The following is a 17262-nucleotide window of genomic DNA, read 5'->3' as shown; positions in this document are numbered from 1 at the left end:
CTTCGTGTTCGTATCGCACGTCGACGCGCTCAGGGGGTGCGGTACGTCGGCGGCAGCGTCTTGTAGCGCTCCATCAGCTGGTCCTGCCGCGACGGCGCCTTCACGCTGCGCCCGCGGATGAACACGTGCTCCGCGTCGGTGCGGAACTCGAACGGGTCGCCACTCCAGACGACGACGTTCGCGTCCTTGCCCACCGCCAGGGAGCCGATGCGATCCGCGACGCCGAACACCTCCGCCGGTGCGAGCGTGATCGCGCGCAGCGCGTCGTCCCACGTCGCGCCGTACGCGACCGCGTTGCCCGCCTCGTAGCGGATGTTGCGCGCGTTGAACGTCTCCTCGTCGCCGCCGCCGTTGCCGATGATGGCCACGCTCACGCCGGCGCGGCGCAGCAGGCCGACGCTCTCCTGCCGCGCGCCGAGCGTGGTGAAGCTCGAGGGGAGGTTGCTCATCGCGCCGGTGAGCACGGGCACGTTCGCCGCCTTCAGGCGATCGGCGACCTGCCACGCCTCCGCGCCGCCGCCGACGATCAGCTTGAAGCCGAACTCGCGCGACAGGCGCAGCGCCGCGTCGATGTCGCTCGCGCGATCGGCCTGCACGAGCATCGGGAGCCGCCCCTGCACGACGGGGATCAGCGCCTCGAGGTCCGCGCGGCTCACCGCCAGCTCGCGCGACTCGGCGCGCTCGTACGCGGCCCTGTTGCGCATGTAGGCGCGCACGTCGCTCAGGATCTCGCGCAGGCGCACCTGCAGCTCGCCGCGGGACGCGGGCACGTTGCCCTGGCCACCGGGCGGCGTCATCGTCGCGACCATCGCCACGGGTGCGCGACGCACCATGTCCGTCGCGGTGCCGTCGACGAGGTCGACGATCGCGGCCTGTCCGGCGATCAATCCGCTGCCCGGGATCACGCCGACGGTGGTCACGCCCTCGTTGCGCGCCGGGGCGAGCAGCACGCTGGCGGGATTGAGGCCATCCCACACGGTGAACGCCGCGGAGATGGCGTCGCGGCCGCGCGCGCTCACGTCGCGCGTCTCGGTCACCGCGCCGACCTCGACGACGCCGAGCTGCGTGTACGCGTTCACGAGGCCCGGCGTCACCCACTTGCCCGTGGCGTCGATGCGCTGCGCGCCGGCGGGGATCGTGACGTTCGTGCCGACGGCCACGATGCGCCCGTCGCGCATCAGGACCGTGGCATTCTCCAGCTTCGGGCCCGACACCGGATACACGGTGCCGCCCGTGATGGCGATCGTCTGCGCGGCCAGCGGCGCGCCGAGGACGGCGGTCGCGGCGAGCGCGGTGATGAGGCGGCGCATCAGCGCGTCCCTCCGTTCGCCGGCACGAAGCCCAGCTCGAAGTCCGTGCGCCACTGCTGGCGCGGGTCGCTGCGGTCGAAGTACATCGTGCCGTCGATCCACACCTTCTCCGGGCGTGCGTAGACGCTGAACGGGTTGGCCGACCAGAGCACGACGTCGGCGTTCTTGCCGACCTCCAACGACCCGATGCGGTCGTCGAGGCCGAGGGCCCACGCGGCGTTGATCGTCACCCAGCGGATCGCTTCGTCGTCGGTGACCTCGATGCCGATCTGCCGGCCGGCGGCGATCGCCTTCGCGGCCTCCTGCAGCAGCCGCTGCGAGCCGGACGGATCGTCCGAGTGCACGATCGCGCGCGCGCCGGCCCGGTGCACCATCGGGAGGTTCGCCTTCACGCCGTCGAGCGCCTCCATCTTGAAGCCGCCCCAGTCGGACCAGATGGACGCCGAGATCGAGTCGCGCGCCAGCAGGTCGGCGATCTTGTACGCCTCCACTCCGTGGTGGAAGCTGCGGATCCTGTACCCGAACTCCTTCGCGATGTCGATCATCTGCGCCATCTCGTCTGGATTAGCTTCGCCAGCCGGTTGTGGACGATCGCCCGACGCGTCTAACCCGGAGTCGACGGAACTCCAATACTGGTTGGCGTTATATCGTGGCGAGGGCGACCACTCAGGCGCCACGATCTTCTCGACGGTAACAGGTTTCATCGTCTCGTTCGATTATTCGCGAGGTGGCGCTCGAAATCGCGGCGTGATCGAGCGACGTGTAGGCGGTCAGGGTGTCAGCGAATGGCTCTGGCTCGTCCAAGAGTCGACCGGAGATTTGGCCGCTATCGATGCATACTTCCGGGAATGGGCGAGGCGCCTCGCGAAGTAGTCTCATGCCTACCGCTGAGCTTTCGGTAGCACGGCGCTGACATGACAGACTTCGCTCTGATCTGACCGGCTCGTGCCGCGACGACCATTACCTGAATGGTTGCTACAGCCTGACCCGACTGAGGGATCTACGGCAGACTCGCCAGCCTAAGGCGGTCGTCCATACGATCCCCGGTCGGTCAGTGGCGACTAGCAAGGAGGGACTATTCCCCTTCGTCCTCGTCGTCCGGCGCGGAGAAGAGGGGATTCACGCGTTTGAAGAGGGCTCCGAAGCGTGCGAGTGTCGCAGGGTCGAGAGTCGCGAGCGGGTTCGACGCGAGGTACGCCGCGACCGCGTAGTGGTTATACCCGCCCTTCGCTCGAAGCTGAATGCCATTCGACTTGAGGTACCGGGTCAGTCGGTCCACGATCCGATCACCAGGAGGCAGATCGGCTTCAGTCACCGGCTTCGGTAGGGAGGCCGCGAATGCGCCGTTGAAGAGGCTCAAGTACTCGGCCACGGTAAAGATGTCCTCAACGTCGGCAGGACCCGCGTGCAGCGGTGTCGCACCGGCCTTGGCACCGCCCTTCTTCGACGCCGGCGAAACCACGTCGCCATACGTCAGAATAGCCTTCTGTGGCAGCAGCTTCTCGCGGACGAGATCGCCAAGCCGAGTATCGGGAGCGCCGGCGGAGTCATGGACGACAACGAGTTCCAACTCATTGGCACCAAGGAGCGCGATGAAAGTCGCGACCTTATCCAGCCCCCCGGTCGGAACGATTGTTACGTCGTCTCGAAGCGCCTCAAGCCCAGCGTTTTCAACCTTCGCAGACCCGAACCGCAGGTAGATCAAATCGGCGGGCCCCTCAACCAGGAGGTTGCGCTTCGAGATGAACAGGTTCTGCGCGATTGTGTAGCCTAAGGCGGCTTGAAGCGGAAAGAGCGTTCGCGGGCTGGAGCCCGACACGTTCTCGCTGATGACCGTACCAACCGCAACTCGGTCCTCCACGACCCGTACACGCTCAAAGCGCGCTGACTCGACCATGAAGGGCGAGTGTGTCGTGTAGAGCACCTGATGATTTGCTGACAACTGTTCGATGTAGGCGAGAAAGTCCGCCTGCGCCAACGCGTGGAGGCTGAGGCCCGGTTCATCGAGCAGGAGGATGAGGCCTGGCGGTGTTCCGTCAGGATTGGCGACCTGGTGCTGGATGCTGTCGAACCACACGAGGAAGCTGAAAAACCAGATGAAGCCTTTGCTGCGCTGGTCGAACGGGACGGTTACACGATGCCGCTTGTTGCGGATGCGGATGTACAGGTTCGGGCCATCGTTGAACGGTGGCTCTTCCTTGGCATCAGCTCGGATGTCGAACTCGACTTCGAGATTCTCGTTCTGCTTCCAGTACTCAAAAACCTGGTCCGTGATCGAGTTCGAGATTCCTTCGAGCTTCGCTTTGATCGTCTCGTACCCGTCCGGGTTTGAGAGGTCAGCCAGGTCGATGTCCGCCATGCGGAGCAGCGCGAGCACCCCTCGGTGTGCTGTCGTCAGGCGGCTCGGGTCATTCTTCGCAGCCTTACTGCGCGCGGCAAGGTCAGCGAGGTTGACCTTTCCGGGCAGCATGTGGTAATCGTCGAAGTATAGGAACTTCGGAAGGCGCGGCTTGAGGTAGTTACGCCAGACTTCATTAGCGACGACGCTCTTCCAGTTGTCCGAGGCTGCCTTGATTCGCCCCTGAAGTTCCGCAAGAAACGCGTCGTCTGCGTCGGTGCCTTCGATATCGGAAAGCCTCTCGGCGAGGTCACGAACGTCTTTCGCGCCATCGGCGGCGTCTCGTGCATCCTTGCTCAGCGACGCGTTCGCGACGAGACGCTTCACAACCGGCTCCTCATCGACGTCAAGCCCGATGGCAATCGTGTTGTCGTACTTATGCTCTACGGAGAACTCGGCGTTCTTCGGCAGAGACGTTCCGTACGTACGATTGATTTCGGCAATCTCATCGTCCGACAGCGTGTACGTGAGTTCGGTCGCCACAGCGACGTTCCCTGCGCCGTGCTCCTTCAGGTAGGTCGTCAGGGCGCGGCGTGGGTAGTCGGCGACGGGGTTGAAGGAGTCGCTGTCGTCGACCGAATCCGACTTGTGCAGCGCCTGGAGAAACGCCGACTTGCCGGCCTCGTTCATGCCGACGAACACGGTGACGTTCGGGTCGATTGAAACCGTGAGCGGCTTCTCGATTGACTTGAACTGATTGACTTCGACTTGGCTGAGGAGCATGAGGATAGCTCGTGCTGGACATCATTCCGGTTCGTGCGCGGCGTCGCGCACCCATGATCGTGCGGGTGCTACTGACTACCTTGGCGCGGCGGGAACGAAACCCAGCTCAAAGTCCGTTCTCCACTGCTGGCGCGGGTCGCTACGGTCGTAGTACAGCGTGCCGTCGATCCAGACTTTCTCGGCGCGCGTGTAGACGGAGAACGGGTTGCCGGACCAGAGCACCACGTCGGCGTTCTTTCCCACCTCAAGCGACCCGATGCGGTCCTGCAGACCCAGCGCCCAAGCGGCGTTCCAGGTCACCCACTTGATCGCCTCGTCCTCAGGGATGTCGATCCCCAGGCGCCGCCCCGCCGCGATACCCTTCGCAGCCTCTTGAAGGAGGCGCTGCGAACCCGACGGGTCATCGCTGTGAACGATGGCGATGGCTCCGGCCTTGTGGACGAGAGCAAGGTTGCCCTGTACGCCATCGAGCGCCTCCATCTTGAACGCGCCCCAGTCGGACCAGATCGACGCCGAGATTGAGTCACGTGCGAGCAGATCGGCGATCTTGTAGGCCTCCACACCGTGGTGGAAAGACCTGATCTTGTAGCCGAACTCTCGTGACACATCTGTCATAATCTGCATCTCGTCGGCGCGGTAGCAGTGGTTGTGCACGAGGATGTTCCCGCGCAGCACCTCCGCCAGCGTCTCCTGCCCGAGGTCGCGCGCCGGCGCGTCGCCGCTGCGGTTGCCCGCCAGCCACGCGTCCCAGCGACGTCGGTACGCCTCGGCGCCGATCCACGCCGCGCGGTAGCCCGCGACGTTGCCCATGCGCGTCGACGGGCCGCGGCTCGCGTACACGCGCTTGGGGTTCTCGCCGCACGCCATCTTCAGCCCGTACTTCGCGCCGGGGAACTTCATCCCCTGCACGGTGCGCGACGGCACGACCTTGAGCACCACGCTGCGTCCGCCGATCAGGTTCGCGGAGCCAGGCAGCACCTGCAGCGTCGTCACGCCGCCCGCGAGGTTGCGCGGGAACTGCGGGTCCTGCGGCCAGACCGAGTGCTCCGCCCAGACGTTCGCGGTCACCGGGTTGGTGGCCTCGTTGCCGTCGCTCAGCGCCTGCGTGCCCGGCGCCGGATAGACGCCGAGGTGCGAGTGCGTGTCGATGATGCCGGGCGTGACGAATCGCCCGCCGCCGTCGATCACCACGGCGTCCGCCGGCGCGTCGACCGTCGCGCCGACCGCCGCGACCTTGCCGTCGCGCAGCAGGATGGCGCCGTTGCGGATCGACGGTCCGGCTGCCGTCATGATGGTGACGTTGCGGATGACCGTCGGTCGCGTCGCCGCGACGCGATACGTGCTCGGGAACGGATCCGCGTTCGGCTGCGAGAGGGCCCCGGCGCCGGGACCGCTGCGCGCGGCACCCGCAGGTGTCGCGGGAGACGCCGTCGTGGCGGACTGCGCCGGCGTGGCGCCGGTGCTCGGCGTCGCCGCGCGCGAGCGCGCGCACGCGCCGAGCGTGACCGCGAGCGCGCCGGCGAGCAGCGCGGCGGTGGCGGGTGAGGATCGTGGGGCGGCCATGCGCATCGAGAGACGGGTCCTCCGCTCAGGGGTGGGGATCAGGAGATGCGCGGCGCGAGCGCGGCCGCCATCTGGTCGGGCAGGTCCGTGCAGACGCCGTCGACGCCCATGCGCGCGAGGGCGACCGCGTGCGCGGGATCGTTCACCGTCCAGGCGATCACGCGGCCGCCGGCGGCGTGGACGCTCTCCACCAGCGGCGCGTCGATCATGCTCCAGTGCTGCCAGAGGTCGCGCGCGTCCGCCGCGCGCATCGCGCCGATCGTGTCCACGAGGTAGCTCACCGAGAGCACGCCGACGGGCGTCGCGGGCGCGCGGTCGCGCACACCGCGCGAGACGCGGTGGTCGAAGCTGTGGACGGGGGTGCGGTCGCCGCGCGCGGCCAGGAGCGCCGCCACGGCGTCCTCCGCGTCGCGCGCCTTCACCTCGACGTACAGGACCGCGCGCCCGTCCGCCAGCGCGCACACCTCGGCCAGCGTCGGCACCGGGACCCCGGGCGCGAGGGCGTGCGTCCGCAGCTCGTCGAGCGTGAGGTCGACGATGCGGCGCCCCGCGACCGGCGACTCCGCGCCGGGGCCCAGGTCCGGATCGTGATGGACCACCGGCACGCCGTCGCGGGTCAGGTGCACGTCCAGCTCGATCCCGTCCACCCCCAGCTCGAGCGCGCGGGCGAAGCCGGGCAGGGAGTTCTCCGGGTGCACGCGCGGGGTGCCGCGGTGGGCGATGATCTCGGGGCGGGGCATCGGCTCGCGGCGGGACGCGTCGGGGAGCGCCCGGCCGGTGGCGCCGGACGGGACCGGGCGAGAGCTTAACGCCCGCGCAGGGGGCGCGTCTACCACGCGGGTGATGACCGAGACGATCGCTGATACGAGCAACGACGACGCGGTCGACGCCGCACTGGTGGCCCGCTGGCAGGCGGGCGACGAGCGCGCGGCCACCGAGCTGGTGCGGCGCCACGCGCCGGCGCTGGCGCGGTTCGCGGTCAGCCTCGGCGAGCGCGACGAGGTCGAGGAGCTGGTGCAGGACACGTTCGTGCGCGCCTTCCAGGCGCTGGACGGCTTCCGGGCGGACAGCTCGCTCCGCACCTGGCTCTTCACCATCGAGCGGCGCCTGGTGCTCGACCGGCGCCGCTCGCAGGCCAGGCGCCGGGCGCGCGAGTCGGCCGAGGAGGCCGACGCGGCGATCGGCCACACGGCGCTCGACGCCGTGGTGGCGAGCGAGACGCAGCAGCGGCTCACGGCCGCGCTGGACCGGCTGACGCCGATGCAGCGCGAGGTCTTCACCCTCCGCGTCGCGGAGGGCAGGTCGTACAAGGAGATCGCCGGGATCGCGGGCACGACCGAGGGAGCGGCGCGGGTGCACTACCACAACGCCATGCGGGCGATGAAGGAGTTCGTCGATGCGTGACCACAGCGGAAACCAGGCGCCGGAGTGCGCCGACGAGGCGATGCGCGACGCGCTGCCGGCGCTCGAGCACGGGCGGCTGGCGGAGCGGGAGCGGCGCGCGGTCGAGGCGCACCTCGCCGGCTGCGGGGCGTGCACCGCGGAGCTGGCGCTGCTGCGCGACGTGCGTGGCGCCGTCGGCGGCGACGCGCCGCCCCTCGATCTCGACCGGCTGGCGCTGGCGGTGGTCGCGGCGACGGTCCGCCCGGCGGCGTCGGCTCCCACCAACGTGATCCCGCTGGCGCCCCGCATCGCGCGCGCCGAGCGCGTGTCCGCCGCGCGGCGCTGGTACGCGGGCGGCGGGCTGCGCGCCGCGGCCGCCGCGCTGCTCGTGGCGCTCGGCGCGGGCGCGGTGACGGTCGCGCGGCGCGACGAGCCCACGACCCGATCGAGCGCGGCGAACCCGCCCGCGGCGGTGCTCGCGTCCGCGTCGCCGACGACGGACAGCGCCGCGCGCCCGGAGACGACGCCCTCGCCCGCCGGGAGCGAGGCGCCGCGCGTCGAGCGCCCGGCCGCCACCGGGCGCTCGCACGCGCTGGGCGAGGGCTTCGACGACCTGACCGACGAGGAGCTGCGCGCCGTGCTGCGCGCGATCGAGAGCGACGACGCGTCGCTGCCGGCGCTGGAGCCGGCGGAGCACGCGAGCGAATATCGAGGAGGTGGCGCGTGATGCGCACGAGGGACTGGCGCGTCCTCACGGGCGCGCTGCTGATGCTGGGCACGACCACGGCGGGCGCTCAGGCGCCGGCCGACACGCAGCGGGACCGCGTGAGCGAGCGCGTGATGGGCGCGCGCCCGTCGATGGACCGGCTGGCGGAGGCGGTCAAGCGCCGCCTCGGCCTCAACGAGGAGCAGGCGCGCCGGCTGCGCGACGCGACCGCGCGCTACGCGAACGAGCGGCAGCAGCTGTTCCGCCGCGAGCGCGCGCTGCGGCGCGAGATGCGTGACGAGCTGGCGCGCGGCAGCGCGGCGCAGCAGGAGCGCGTCGGGCGCATGCTCGACTCGCTGCTCGGCATCCAGCGCAGCCGGATGGAGCTCGTGTCGGCGGAGCAGCGCGACCTCGCGCGCTTCCTGACGCCCATCCAGCGCGCCGAGTTCCTGGCGATGCAGGAGCGCGCCTTCCGCGCCGCGCAGCAGATGCGCATGCAGCGCGAGGGACGCGCCGGCGAGCCCGGCGAGCGCGGGAGCCCGCGCCGCCCGCCCGCTCCCTGAGCCACCGCGTGAGCCACGACGCCCGCCGGTCGTGCCGACGGGCGTCGTGCGTTGAGCGGCCCGTTCCGCCGCGCTAGCTTCCGGCCGGGCCGGCGGGCGACCGCGCGGGCGCCGGGGTGGCGGAATGGTAGACGCGGAGGTCTCAAAAACCTCTGTCCGCAAGGACGTACGGGTTCGAGTCCCGTCCTCGGTATCGCGGCCCGTGAAGGCAGCCGGCCGTGCGGAGTGTGGAGCCGGCCGTGAGGTGCCGATACTCACGGGGGATTCAGGCCCTCTGTCCCCACGCCCGCTTGCCATGCGCACCCGTCCCGTCCTCCTGAGCGCCGTGCTGGCGCTCGCCGCCTGCGGCGACTCCCGCGGCCCGCAGCCGAGCAGCGCCCCGCAGTCCCTCGTGATCGCGACGCCGGCCGACGCGGACGCGCTCGTGCCGCCCCTGGTCGCCTCGACCGCGGGCAAGCAGGTGATGGACATGATGTTCGACTACCTCGCCACGCTCGGCGACTCGATGGTGGTCGACGGCGACCGTGGCTTCACGCCGCAGCTCGCGCGCAGCTGGCAGTGGGCGCCCGATTCCATGTCGGTCGCGTTCGCGATCGATCCGCGCGCGCGCTGGCACGACGGGAAGCCGGTCACCGCGTCCGACGTGCGGTTCTCGTTCGGCCTCTACGTCCACCCGGCGGTCGGCTCGCCGCACGCCGCGACGTTCGCGGGCATCGACTCGGTCACGGTGCGCGACTCGCTGACGGCGGTCGTCTGGTGGAAGCGCCGCAGCCCCGAGCAGTTCTACCAGATCGCGTACAACCTGGTCGTGATGCCGGAGCACGCGCTCGGCAGCGCGCCGCGTGGCGACCTGCTGGCGTCCGACTACGCGAAGAAGCCGTTCGGCAGCGGGCGCTTCCGCCTGCAGGACTGGCGTCGCCGCGACCGCATCGAGCTGGTGGCCGACAGCGCGAACTATCGCGGTCGCCCCGCGTTCGACCGTCTCGTGTGGACGATCGCGCCGGATCCCGCGGCCGCCGCGCTGCGAGTGCTCGCGGGCGAGGCCGACGTGCTCGAGACCGTGCGCGGCGACGTCGTGAAGAAGGTCGCGCAGTCGGAGCGCGTGCGCGCCGAGCCGTACGGCTCGCTCGACTACGGCTACCTCGTCTTCAACCAGCGCGACGCGAAGGCTGCGAGGCGCGCGAACCCGCTGTTCGCCGACCGCACGGTGCGCCTCGCCCTGAGCCGCGCGGTGGACCGCGAGGCCGTCGTGCGCAGCGCGCTCGACTCGCTGGGGCAGGTGGCGCTCGGTCCCGTGACGCGCGCGCAGGCGACGCACGATCCGTCGCTGCAGGCGCCGGCGTTCGACCTGGCGGCGGCCGGTGCGGCGCTCGACTCCGCGGGCTGGCGCGTGGATCCGAAGGACGGCGTGCGGCGCCGCGGCGGCAAGCCGCTCGCGTTCTCGCTGCTCGTGCCCAGCTCCAGCAGCACGCGCATGCGGCTCGCGGTGCTGCTGCAGGCGCAGTTCAAGGCGGTGGGCGCGCAGGTCGAGCTCGAGCCCGTGGACGCGCCGACCTTCGTCGAGCGCCTGACGAAGGGGAGCTTCGACGCCGCGCTCAACGTGTGGCGCACCGACCCGAGCCCGGCCGGCCTGCGGCAGTCGTGGGGCACGCCGCGCGGCGACGACGTGGGCGCCAACTTCGGCCGCTACGCGAACGCGACGTTCGACGCGGTGCTCGACAGCGCGGCGGCGGAGTTCGCGCCGGCGCAGCGCCTCGCGATGTACCGCCGCGCCTACCGCATCGTGCTCGACGACGCGCCCGCGATCTGGCTCTACGAGCCTCGCAACCTCGCGGCGGTGAGCCGTCGCGTGCAGCCGGTCGGCATGCGGGCGGACGCGTGGTGGGCGCACCTGGCCGAGTGGAAGCCGGCGGGCCCGCTGCAGACGGCGGACGCGGGCGGTCGCTGACGCGGCGCCGCGCGGTTCTCGAACGAAGAGCGGGGCGGCACCGATCTCGGTGCCGCCCCGCTCTTCGTTCGTCCGTGCCGCGACGGCGCGAGCGGCGCCGCTACCCCACGCCTACTCCGGCGCGCGGAGGCGCGTCACCAGCGGCTGGTAGCCCAGCGCGCGCGCGTGCACGGCGTACCGGTGCAGCAGGTCCTCGCTCTCCAGGCCCAGCGCGCGCAGCACGCTCGCGCACTCGGCGGCCAGCCAGACCGCGGCGTACTGATCGTGCTCGTCCGCGCGCTGCAGCGCGCGCACGATGGCGTCGCGCACCGCGTCTCGATCGTCGCCGCGCTGCCCGGCCAGCTTGAGCGTGAGCGCGTCGTACAGCTCGCGGCCCTGGAACCACCACTCCTCGCGGCCGCTCGCCAGCTGGCGCGCATCCGCGAGCTGCTGCTCCGCGCTCTGCGCGAAGCCCAGCGCCAGCTCGGCGAGCCCCGCGCCCGCGAGCGCGCCGAGGTGCACGTCGCGCTGCCCCAGCGACGTCGCGAGCGACACGGAGGCGCTGTACAGCTCGAGCGCGCCCGCGGGGTTCTCCTCCTCTCGCGCGAGATGCGCCAGGTTGTAGAGCGCGATCAGGCGGAACGGCTCGTTGCCGATCGACGCGAACAGCCGCAGCGCCTCCTCGAACCGCTCGCGCGCGGGCGCGAAGCGTCCGGACTTCATCTGCAGGACGCCGAGGTTGAGCGACGTCGCACCCGCGAGGTCGGCCGCGTTCACCTCGCGCGCGATGTCGAGCGCCGTGGCGTACGAGACCTCGGCGGCCGGGTGATTGCCCGCGCGGTCGCACGCGACGCCGACGTTGATGTGACAGCGCAGCTGCCCGCGCCGGTCGTCGAGGCGCGTGAACAGGTCGAGCGCACGGCGGTAGTGCGGCACCGCGTCCGCCGGGTTGGCGCCGAGCAGCGTCGAGCCGACGCGCATGATCGCGTCGGCCTGCAGCCGCAGGTCGTCGCTCTGCTGCGCCTCGGTGAGCGCCTGGCGGGCGACCTGCTCCGACGCCTCCACGTCGCCCAGCCGGCCGTACGCCTGCGACACCATCGTCAGCAGCGCGACGATCTCGGAGCGGTCCTCGCGCGCGCGCGCCTCCTCCAGCAGCTCGAAGCAGGCCGCCAGGACGTCGTGCGCGGCGACGCCGCGCTGCAGCTTGAGGCGCTCCAGCATGCGGCGCGCGGCCGGCAGCACGCCGAGCGTCGCCGCGCCGGCCGAGTAGTTGGAGAGCACCAACTGGCAGTGGCGCTCCGCCTCGACGTAGCGGCCGGCCTGCTCATGCAGCTGCGCCAGGCGCCACTCGACGTCGGCGTTCTCGCCCAGCGAATCCGCGTGGCGGCGCGCCATGGCGAAGAAGTCGAGCGCCGTCTCGAACGCGTAGACGCCGGCGGCGTGCGTCGCCGCCTCCATCGCGCTGCGGTACGCCTCGGCCGCGATGCCGGCGCGGTCGTAGTGCAGCGCCACCTCGCCCGACGTGCCGGCCGCGCGCGCCTCGATCGCGCGGGCGACGCGCGCGTGGGCGCGTCGCAGCCGCAGCGGGTTCGCGCTGCGCAGCAGCACCTCGGCCAGCAGGCGGTGCGCGAAGGCGAGCGTGGACGAGGCACGGCCGGCGGTCGGCACCAGCACGGTGCCCGCGAGCGCGGCGTCGATCGCGTCCAGCACCGTCCCCTCGTCCTTCTCGGACGCGGCGAGCAGCGTCTCCGCATCGAACTCGCGCCCGATGACGGCGGCGACCATGAGCACGTCGCGCGTCGCGGGCGTGAGGCGGTCGAGCCGCCGCGACAGCAGGTCCTCGACGGCCGTAGGGACGGGGATGCCGCCGTCGGGCACGTACTGCCAGCGGCCGTCCGCCCAGCGCAGGCGCTCGTCGTCGTACAGCGCGCGCACCGTCTGCACCGCGAACAGCGGGTTGCCCTCGGTGTGCGTCACCAGGTGGTCGACGAGGGCGTCGTCCGGCGTCTGGCCACCGAAGATCGTCTTCAGCCAGTGCGCGAGCTCGTCGCGCGTCAGGCGCGCGAGCGGCAGCTCGCTGAAGCGCTCGGCGCGCGTGAGGCGGCGACGGCGCGCGACGCCCGCGTCCGTGAGGTCCTCGGTCCGGATGGTCAGGCAGACGAGGACGCGCTGCTTCTCGAAGCGCTGCTGCAGGTACTCGAGCGCGTCCCACGTCGCGCCGTCGGCCCACTGCATGTCCTCCAGCACGACCACCAGCGGCCGCTCGGACGACGCCTGCGTCAGCAGCGTCTCGAGCTCCTGCAGGAGCGCGAAGCGCGTCCCGTCGTTGAGCGCGTCGGTGGGCGTCGCGAACGCGCCGGGCAGGGTGGGGACGAGGCGGCGCAGCTGCGGCCACGCGGCCGGCTGCACGAGCCCCGCGGCCATCGCGGCCGTGATGACCTCCGTCCACGGCCCGTACGGCGGCTGCACGTCCGCCTCGATGCAGCGCCCGGTGAGCAGCGCGCCTGCGCGGACGACGATGTCGGGCGCGAGCTGCCGCAGCAGCGTCGTCTTGCCGACGCCGGCCTCGCCCACGAGCGCGACCATCGCGGGGTTCTCGCGCGCGGCCTCGTCGAACAGGCGGCCGAGGCGCGCGCGCTCCTCGCCGCGCCCCACGAAGCAGTCGAGCAGCAGCCGCGCATCGCGCCCGTCGCCGCCCGTGGACGCGGTGCCCACGGCGTTGCGGCCCCGCCGCTTCGCGTCGTAGAGCGCCGCGTCGGCCGAGGCGAACAGGGTGTCCAGCTGGTCGCCGTGCATGGGCGCCGACGCCGCGCCGATCGAGAGCGAGACCTGGACGAACTGCCCCTCGGCGTCGCGGCGCGGGCACGCAAGGCCGGCGACGGCGACGCGGATGCGCTCCGCCACGATCACCGCGTCCTCGAGCCGCGTGCCCGGCAGCATCGCCACGAACTCGTCGCCGGCGTAGCGCGCGACGTAGTCCGTGGGCCGCGTGTTGACGCGCAGCTGGTCGGCCACCAGGCGCAACACGTCGTCGCCCTGCAGGTGGCCAAAGGTGTCGTTGACCAGCTTGAAGTGGTCGATGTCGATCACGAGCAGCGACACCGGGCGCTCGGTCGTGCGGCGCGCGGCGAGCACGCGCTCCGCCGTCTCGCGGAACGCGCGGCGGAGCGGCATGCCGGTGAGGTCGTCGACCTCGGGCGCGCTGGGCGCGGCCGGCGCCGCGGCTGCGGGCGCGGCCTCGGCGCGCGCGACCGGCTCGGCCGGGGCCTGCGCCGCCGCGTCGTGCGCCTCGCGCGTGCGCTTCGCCCACGCCGGCGCGAGCGTCTCGAACCACGCGAACACCTGCGGGTCGAACATCGTGCCTACGTCGCGCCGCAGGATCGTCATCGTCTCGTCGTGCGACATCGCGCGCTTGTAGCTGCGCACGCTCGTCAGCGCGTCGTAGACGTCGGCGACGCAGAGGATGCGCGCGACGAGCGGGATCTCCTCGCCCTTCAGGCCGTGGTAGCCCGTGCCGTCCCACCGCTCGTGGTGGTACTGGATGATCGGGCGGACGTCCCACGGGAACTCAATGTCGGCCAGCACCTCGACGCCCGCCGTGGTGTGGCTGCGCATCAGCGCCCACTCCTCGTCGGTGAGCTTCCCGGGCTTGTTAAGCACCTCGGCCGGGATCACGATCTTGCCGACGTCGTGCAGCAGCGCGCCGATGCGGAACCAGAAGAGCGAGCGCCCCTCGAAGCCGGCCAGCTCCGCGATCGCGCACGACAGGTCCGCGACGCGCACGCAATGACCCTGCGTGTAGCGGTCCTTCGCCTCGATCGACTCGCCCCAGCGCCGCGCGACGTGGAGGAACTGATCCTCGAGCCCCGCGAAGCGCTGGTCGATGTCCGCCAGCTCCTGCGCCGCGCGCAGCCGCTCGAACAGGTTGTGCGCGCGGTTCAGCTGCTGCAGCACGTCGCGGTTGCGCCCGAGCCGTCGCGCGAGGTCGGCGCGCTCCCGCGCGATCTCGGCCTGCAGCAGGATGTCGGTCCGGGACGCCGCGATCTCCTCGGCGCGGATGAAGTGCTGCTCGGCCTCCTCGAGGTCGCCCGCCTCGCGCGCGATGATCCCCTGGAGCTTCGTCGCCTGTCCGATGGCGGCGGCGTCGCCCGTGCGCGCGGCGAGGTCCAGGGCGTGCCGCACGGCGCCCTGCGCGTACGCGTACTCGCCGCGCGCGACCCACAGCTCGGCGAAGTTGACGTCGAGCATGATGCGCGTGCTCAGATCGCCCGCGAGGTCGGCGATCTCGCTCGCCTCCGCGAACGCGCGGTGCGCGTCCTCCCAGCGGCGCTCGTGCGTGTGCAGCAGGCCGAGGTTGTTGAGCGCCACGCACACGTCGCGCAGGAGGCCGAGCGCGCGGTACTCGGCAAGGCTCGCCTCGTAGTGACGGCGCGCGACCTCGTAGTCGCCGCGCACGTTCGCCAGCACGCCGAGGTTCTGCGCCGTCATGGCGGCCAGCTTGGCGTCCTTGGCCCGGAGCGCGCGGCCGCGCGCGGTCAGGTACAGGCGCTCGGCCTCGTCCAGCTCGCCCTGCCGCCAGCGCACGATGGCCTGGAGGTTCGTCGCGTGCCCGGCGGCCGCGTCGTCGGCGGTCGCCTCCGCGACGGCCAGCGCCGCCTCGAGGCAGTCCCACGCCGCGTCGAAGTTGCTGTCCTCCACGTACGTGCGCGCGATCCAGCGCAGCGTCGCGGAGGCCTGCGAGGCATCCTCGAGGCTCGCCATCGCGTAGAGCGCCCGCTCGAACGCCCCGCGCGCCTGCTCGCGCTGGCCCACCCGCTCGGCGGCGCGCGCCTCGGCGATCCACGCGCTCGCCGACCGTCCCGCCCCCGCGCCGTCCCCGGTGGGGAGCAGCGAGAGGTGGGCGCCACGGGATGCGGCGGGAGCGGGGCGCGGGATCAACGGTATCGGGGCTCGGGGCGCGTGCGTGGCGAAGCGTACCGGGGAGAGTGTCGGCAGGTCCGGGCAAACCTCACACATTCGTGGTGCGCCCGGACCCACACAGGACGCGAACCGGGGGTCGTCGGCAACCCGCCCGACGACCCCCGGTCGCTCGTGTCCCGACTCGGTTACTCGAACCCGAAGCCGGTGTCGCTGATCGGCTCCTCGCCCGAGCGGTCGACGACCACGTTGTAGCCGCTAAAGTGCTTGAGGCGGCGGTACACGAAGCCGTTGTTGGGATTCGACTTCGTGATCATCGAGGCATCCTGGAGCCCCTCGTTCACGCAGGTGAGGGCGCCCGTCGGGCACCACACAATCACGCTCTTGCCGCCGGCGGCGGCCACGTCGTCCTTGAAGCGGAGCACGACGTTGCTGCCGGGCACGAAGCGGACGTCCGGCGTGACGACCATGCGCGGCCGGCCGGTGCCGTCACGCCAGGTGCGGACGGTGAACTGCAACGGCAGCAGCTGCGGGACGCAGGGCGCGTCCCAGAGCGACGGCCCGTAGCCCGAGAGGTTCGGGTCGCAGACGGAGCCCGCGGGCACCGACAGCCGGTCGCCGCCGCCGAGGGACAGGTCGTACGACAGCAGCGGGTTGTAGTCGAACGTGCTGACCGTCGTGTCGGCGATGGTGTAGCTCGCGAGGCTCGGCGCGTCGGCCGGCGCGAGGCGCGACGACGTCGGGACGGTCGGGGCATCGCTGCAGGCGGCGAGCAGCGAGAGCGCCGCGACGTTCAGCGAGACCAGCGTACGGATCTTCGGCATGCGCGTCATGTCGTGGTCTCCTTATTCGTCCGAGAACGAGCGCGAGCGGCCGCTCGACACCATGTAGCCCGAGAAGTGATTGACCTTGAAGGTCGCCCGCGTGCCCGTGGCGTTGAGCGTGATCGGGAGGATCTCCTTGGCGAGCGCCGTCCCCGTGGCCTCGTTCTGCGTGCCGTCGGCGAAGTAGACCGCGTCCAGCATCTGGCCGCCGAACAGCTTGCTGAGGAGCGTCGCCGGCAGCTCCTGCGTGACCGTCAGCGGCACGTCGAAGTGGGCGCCGCTCGGGCCGAACTCGTACCAGATGCCGCGTCCCGCGGGCGCCGTGATCGTGAAGACGGTCGGCACGTGCACCGCGCCGGCGGGCACGGTCAGCGTGAGCCCGGTGCCGGGGAGCGAGAGCGTGCCGCCGGCGCTGCCGATCGTCGCGCTGGCGGTCAGCTGCGCCGGGAGCGGCGTGCTGCGCTTGAGCACCGTGGCGAGGCTGCCGACGGTGGCGCCGAGCACATCGTTGATGCGACCGGTCTGGGGGGCGGCGGTGGGCGTCAGGGGCGCGGCAGCGGGCGCCGTCGGACCGTCGGCGCAGGCGCCGAGGACGGTCATGGCGATCGCGCCGCCGGCGATGGCCAGCCGGGCGGGCGACAGCGAGCGAATCGTGTGGCGCAGGGGCGTCATGCGGGCGTCCTGGGCGTGGGTGTGTTGGAGGGGGGCTGGATCGGCTCCGCATGTCGGAGGATCCCATTCTTCCCTCGCCGTCATGTATCGACGTTCACCCGCACGCACTTGAGCGCTTTTTCGCGCTTTCGCGAGAAACTTGAGCGCGAGATCGTCACGCGAAGCGCATGGGGTGTCACGCCGTCGGAGGGGCTGGCGCGCAGCGTGACGGTCGGGGACGCGCGGCGCGCCGCGGCTGGTGCGTCGGAGGCGCGCTTGCCGCCCCGGACGGGCGGC

General features: G+C 71.7%; 12 protein-coding genes and 1 tRNA gene. 5 read left to right on the top strand and 8 right to left on the bottom strand.

Annotation, left to right across the window (positions count from 1 at the left end):
• Positions 1-29: 29 nt before the first annotated feature.
• From rosag_RS19000 to rosag_RS18980, 5 genes are all read right to left on the bottom strand, one after another.
• Positions 30-1310, bottom strand: a complete 1281-nt coding sequence (locus rosag_RS19000; protein ID WP_284351749.1) for an amidohydrolase family protein — start codon at positions 1308-1310, stop codon at positions 30-32.
• Positions 1310-1864, bottom strand: coding sequence for an amidohydrolase family protein (locus rosag_RS18995; protein WP_284351748.1), 555 nt, complete (start codon positions 1862-1864; stop codon positions 1310-1312). Before rosag_RS18995 ends, rosag_RS19000 begins: the two co-directional genes overlap by 1 nt.
• A 521-nt stretch (positions 1865-2385) precedes the next feature.
• Complete coding sequence (locus rosag_RS18990; protein WP_284351747.1) at positions 2386-4431, bottom strand: AAA family ATPase; 2046 nt, start codon at positions 4429-4431, stop codon at positions 2386-2388.
• Between the two features lie 75 nt (positions 4432-4506).
• The gene (locus rosag_RS18985) at positions 4507-5994 is read right to left on the bottom strand and encodes an amidohydrolase (protein WP_345784857.1); all 1488 of its coding nucleotides are present in this window, start codon (positions 5992-5994) and stop codon (positions 4507-4509) included.
• 38 nt (positions 5995-6032) lie between these two features.
• Positions 6033-6734, bottom strand: coding sequence for a glycerophosphodiester phosphodiesterase (locus tag rosag_RS18980; protein WP_284351745.1), 702 nt, complete (start codon positions 6732-6734; stop codon positions 6033-6035).
• A 103-nt stretch (positions 6735-6837) separates the two neighbouring features.
• Between rosag_RS18980 and rosag_RS18975 the strand changes: the two genes are divergently transcribed.
• The 5 genes from rosag_RS18975 to rosag_RS18955 all read left to right on the top strand — a co-directional run bounded on the left by rosag_RS18975 (position 6838) and on the right by rosag_RS18955 (position 10594).
• Positions 6838-7398 carry an RNA polymerase sigma factor gene (locus rosag_RS18975; RefSeq protein ID WP_284351744.1) on the top strand — a complete coding sequence of 187 codons (561 nt, stop codon included), beginning with the start codon at positions 6838-6840 and terminating at the stop codon, positions 7396-7398.
• On the top strand, positions 7391-8104 hold the full coding sequence (locus rosag_RS18970) for a zf-HC2 domain-containing protein (protein WP_284351743.1): 714 nt from the start codon (positions 7391-7393) through the stop codon (positions 8102-8104). Before rosag_RS18975 ends, rosag_RS18970 begins: the two co-directional genes overlap by 8 nt.
• Positions 8101-8646, top strand: coding sequence for a Spy/CpxP family protein refolding chaperone (locus rosag_RS18965; protein WP_345784856.1), 546 nt, complete (start codon positions 8101-8103; stop codon positions 8644-8646). Before rosag_RS18970 ends, rosag_RS18965 begins: the two co-directional genes overlap by 4 nt.
• A gap of 110 nt (positions 8647-8756) precedes the next feature.
• Positions 8757-8839, top strand: a tRNA-Leu gene (locus tag rosag_RS18960).
• Between the two features lie 102 nt (positions 8840-8941).
• A complete protein-coding gene (locus rosag_RS18955) occupies positions 8942-10594 on the top strand; it encodes a peptide ABC transporter substrate-binding protein (protein WP_284351742.1) in 1653 nt (550 codons plus the stop codon).
• A 111-nt stretch (positions 10595-10705) separates the two neighbouring features.
• Here the strand turns inward: rosag_RS18955 and rosag_RS18950 are convergent, their stop codons facing one another.
• The 3 genes from rosag_RS18950 to rosag_RS18940 all read right to left on the bottom strand — a co-directional run bounded on the left by rosag_RS18950 (position 10706) and on the right by rosag_RS18940 (position 16986).
• Entirely contained in the window at positions 10706-15511 is a 4806-nt protein-coding gene (locus tag rosag_RS18950; protein ID WP_284351741.1) for a diguanylate cyclase, read from the bottom strand.
• Positions 15512-15678: 167 nt separating this feature from the next.
• On the bottom strand, positions 15679-16314 hold the full coding sequence (locus tag rosag_RS18945; RefSeq protein ID WP_284351740.1) for a hypothetical protein: 636 nt from the start codon (positions 16312-16314) through the stop codon (positions 15679-15681).
• A 21-nt stretch (positions 16315-16335) separates the two neighbouring features.
• Positions 16336-16986, bottom strand: coding sequence for a hypothetical protein (locus rosag_RS18940; RefSeq protein ID WP_284351739.1), 651 nt, complete (start codon positions 16984-16986; stop codon positions 16336-16338).
• Between the last annotated feature and the right edge of the window lie 276 nt (positions 16987-17262).

The sequence above is a fragment of the Roseisolibacter agri genome (assembly GCF_030159095.1).
GTDB lineage: Bacteria > Gemmatimonadota > Gemmatimonadetes > Gemmatimonadales > Gemmatimonadaceae > Roseisolibacter > Roseisolibacter agri.
This window is presented reverse-complemented; position numbering and strand designations above follow the sequence as displayed.

Bases quoted from the DNA above. Each gene is read 5' to 3' on its own strand.
- rosag_RS18995 (WP_284351748.1), bottom strand. From the start codon at position 1,864: ATGGCGCAGATGATCGACATCGCGAAGGAGTTCGGGTACAGGATCCGC.
- rosag_RS18945 (WP_284351740.1), bottom strand. From the start codon at position 16,314: ATGCCGAAGATCCGTACGCTGGTCTCGCTGAACGTCGCGGCGCTCTCG.
- rosag_RS18985 (WP_345784857.1), bottom strand. From the start codon at position 5,994: ATGGCCGCCCCACGATCCTCACCCGCCACCGCCGCGCTGCTCGCCGGC.
- rosag_RS19000 (WP_284351749.1), bottom strand. From the start codon at position 1,310: ATGCGCCGCCTCATCACCGCGCTCGCCGCGACCGCCGTCCTCGGCGCG.
- rosag_RS18970 (WP_284351743.1), top strand. From the start codon at position 7,391: ATGCGTGACCACAGCGGAAACCAGGCGCCGGAGTGCGCCGACGAGGCG.
- rosag_RS18940 (WP_284351739.1), bottom strand. From the start codon at position 16,986: ATGACGCCCCTGCGCCACACGATTCGCTCGCTGTCGCCCGCCCGGCTG.
- rosag_RS18955 (WP_284351742.1), top strand. From the start codon at position 8,942: ATGCGCACCCGTCCCGTCCTCCTGAGCGCCGTGCTGGCGCTCGCCGCC.
- rosag_RS18980 (WP_284351745.1), bottom strand. From the start codon at position 6,734: ATGCCCCGCCCCGAGATCATCGCCCACCGCGGCACCCCGCGCGTGCAC.
- rosag_RS18990 (WP_284351747.1), bottom strand. From the start codon at position 4,431: ATGCTCCTCAGCCAAGTCGAAGTCAATCAGTTCAAGTCAATCGAGAAG.
- rosag_RS18975 (WP_284351744.1), top strand. From the start codon at position 6,838: ATGACCGAGACGATCGCTGATACGAGCAACGACGACGCGGTCGACGCC.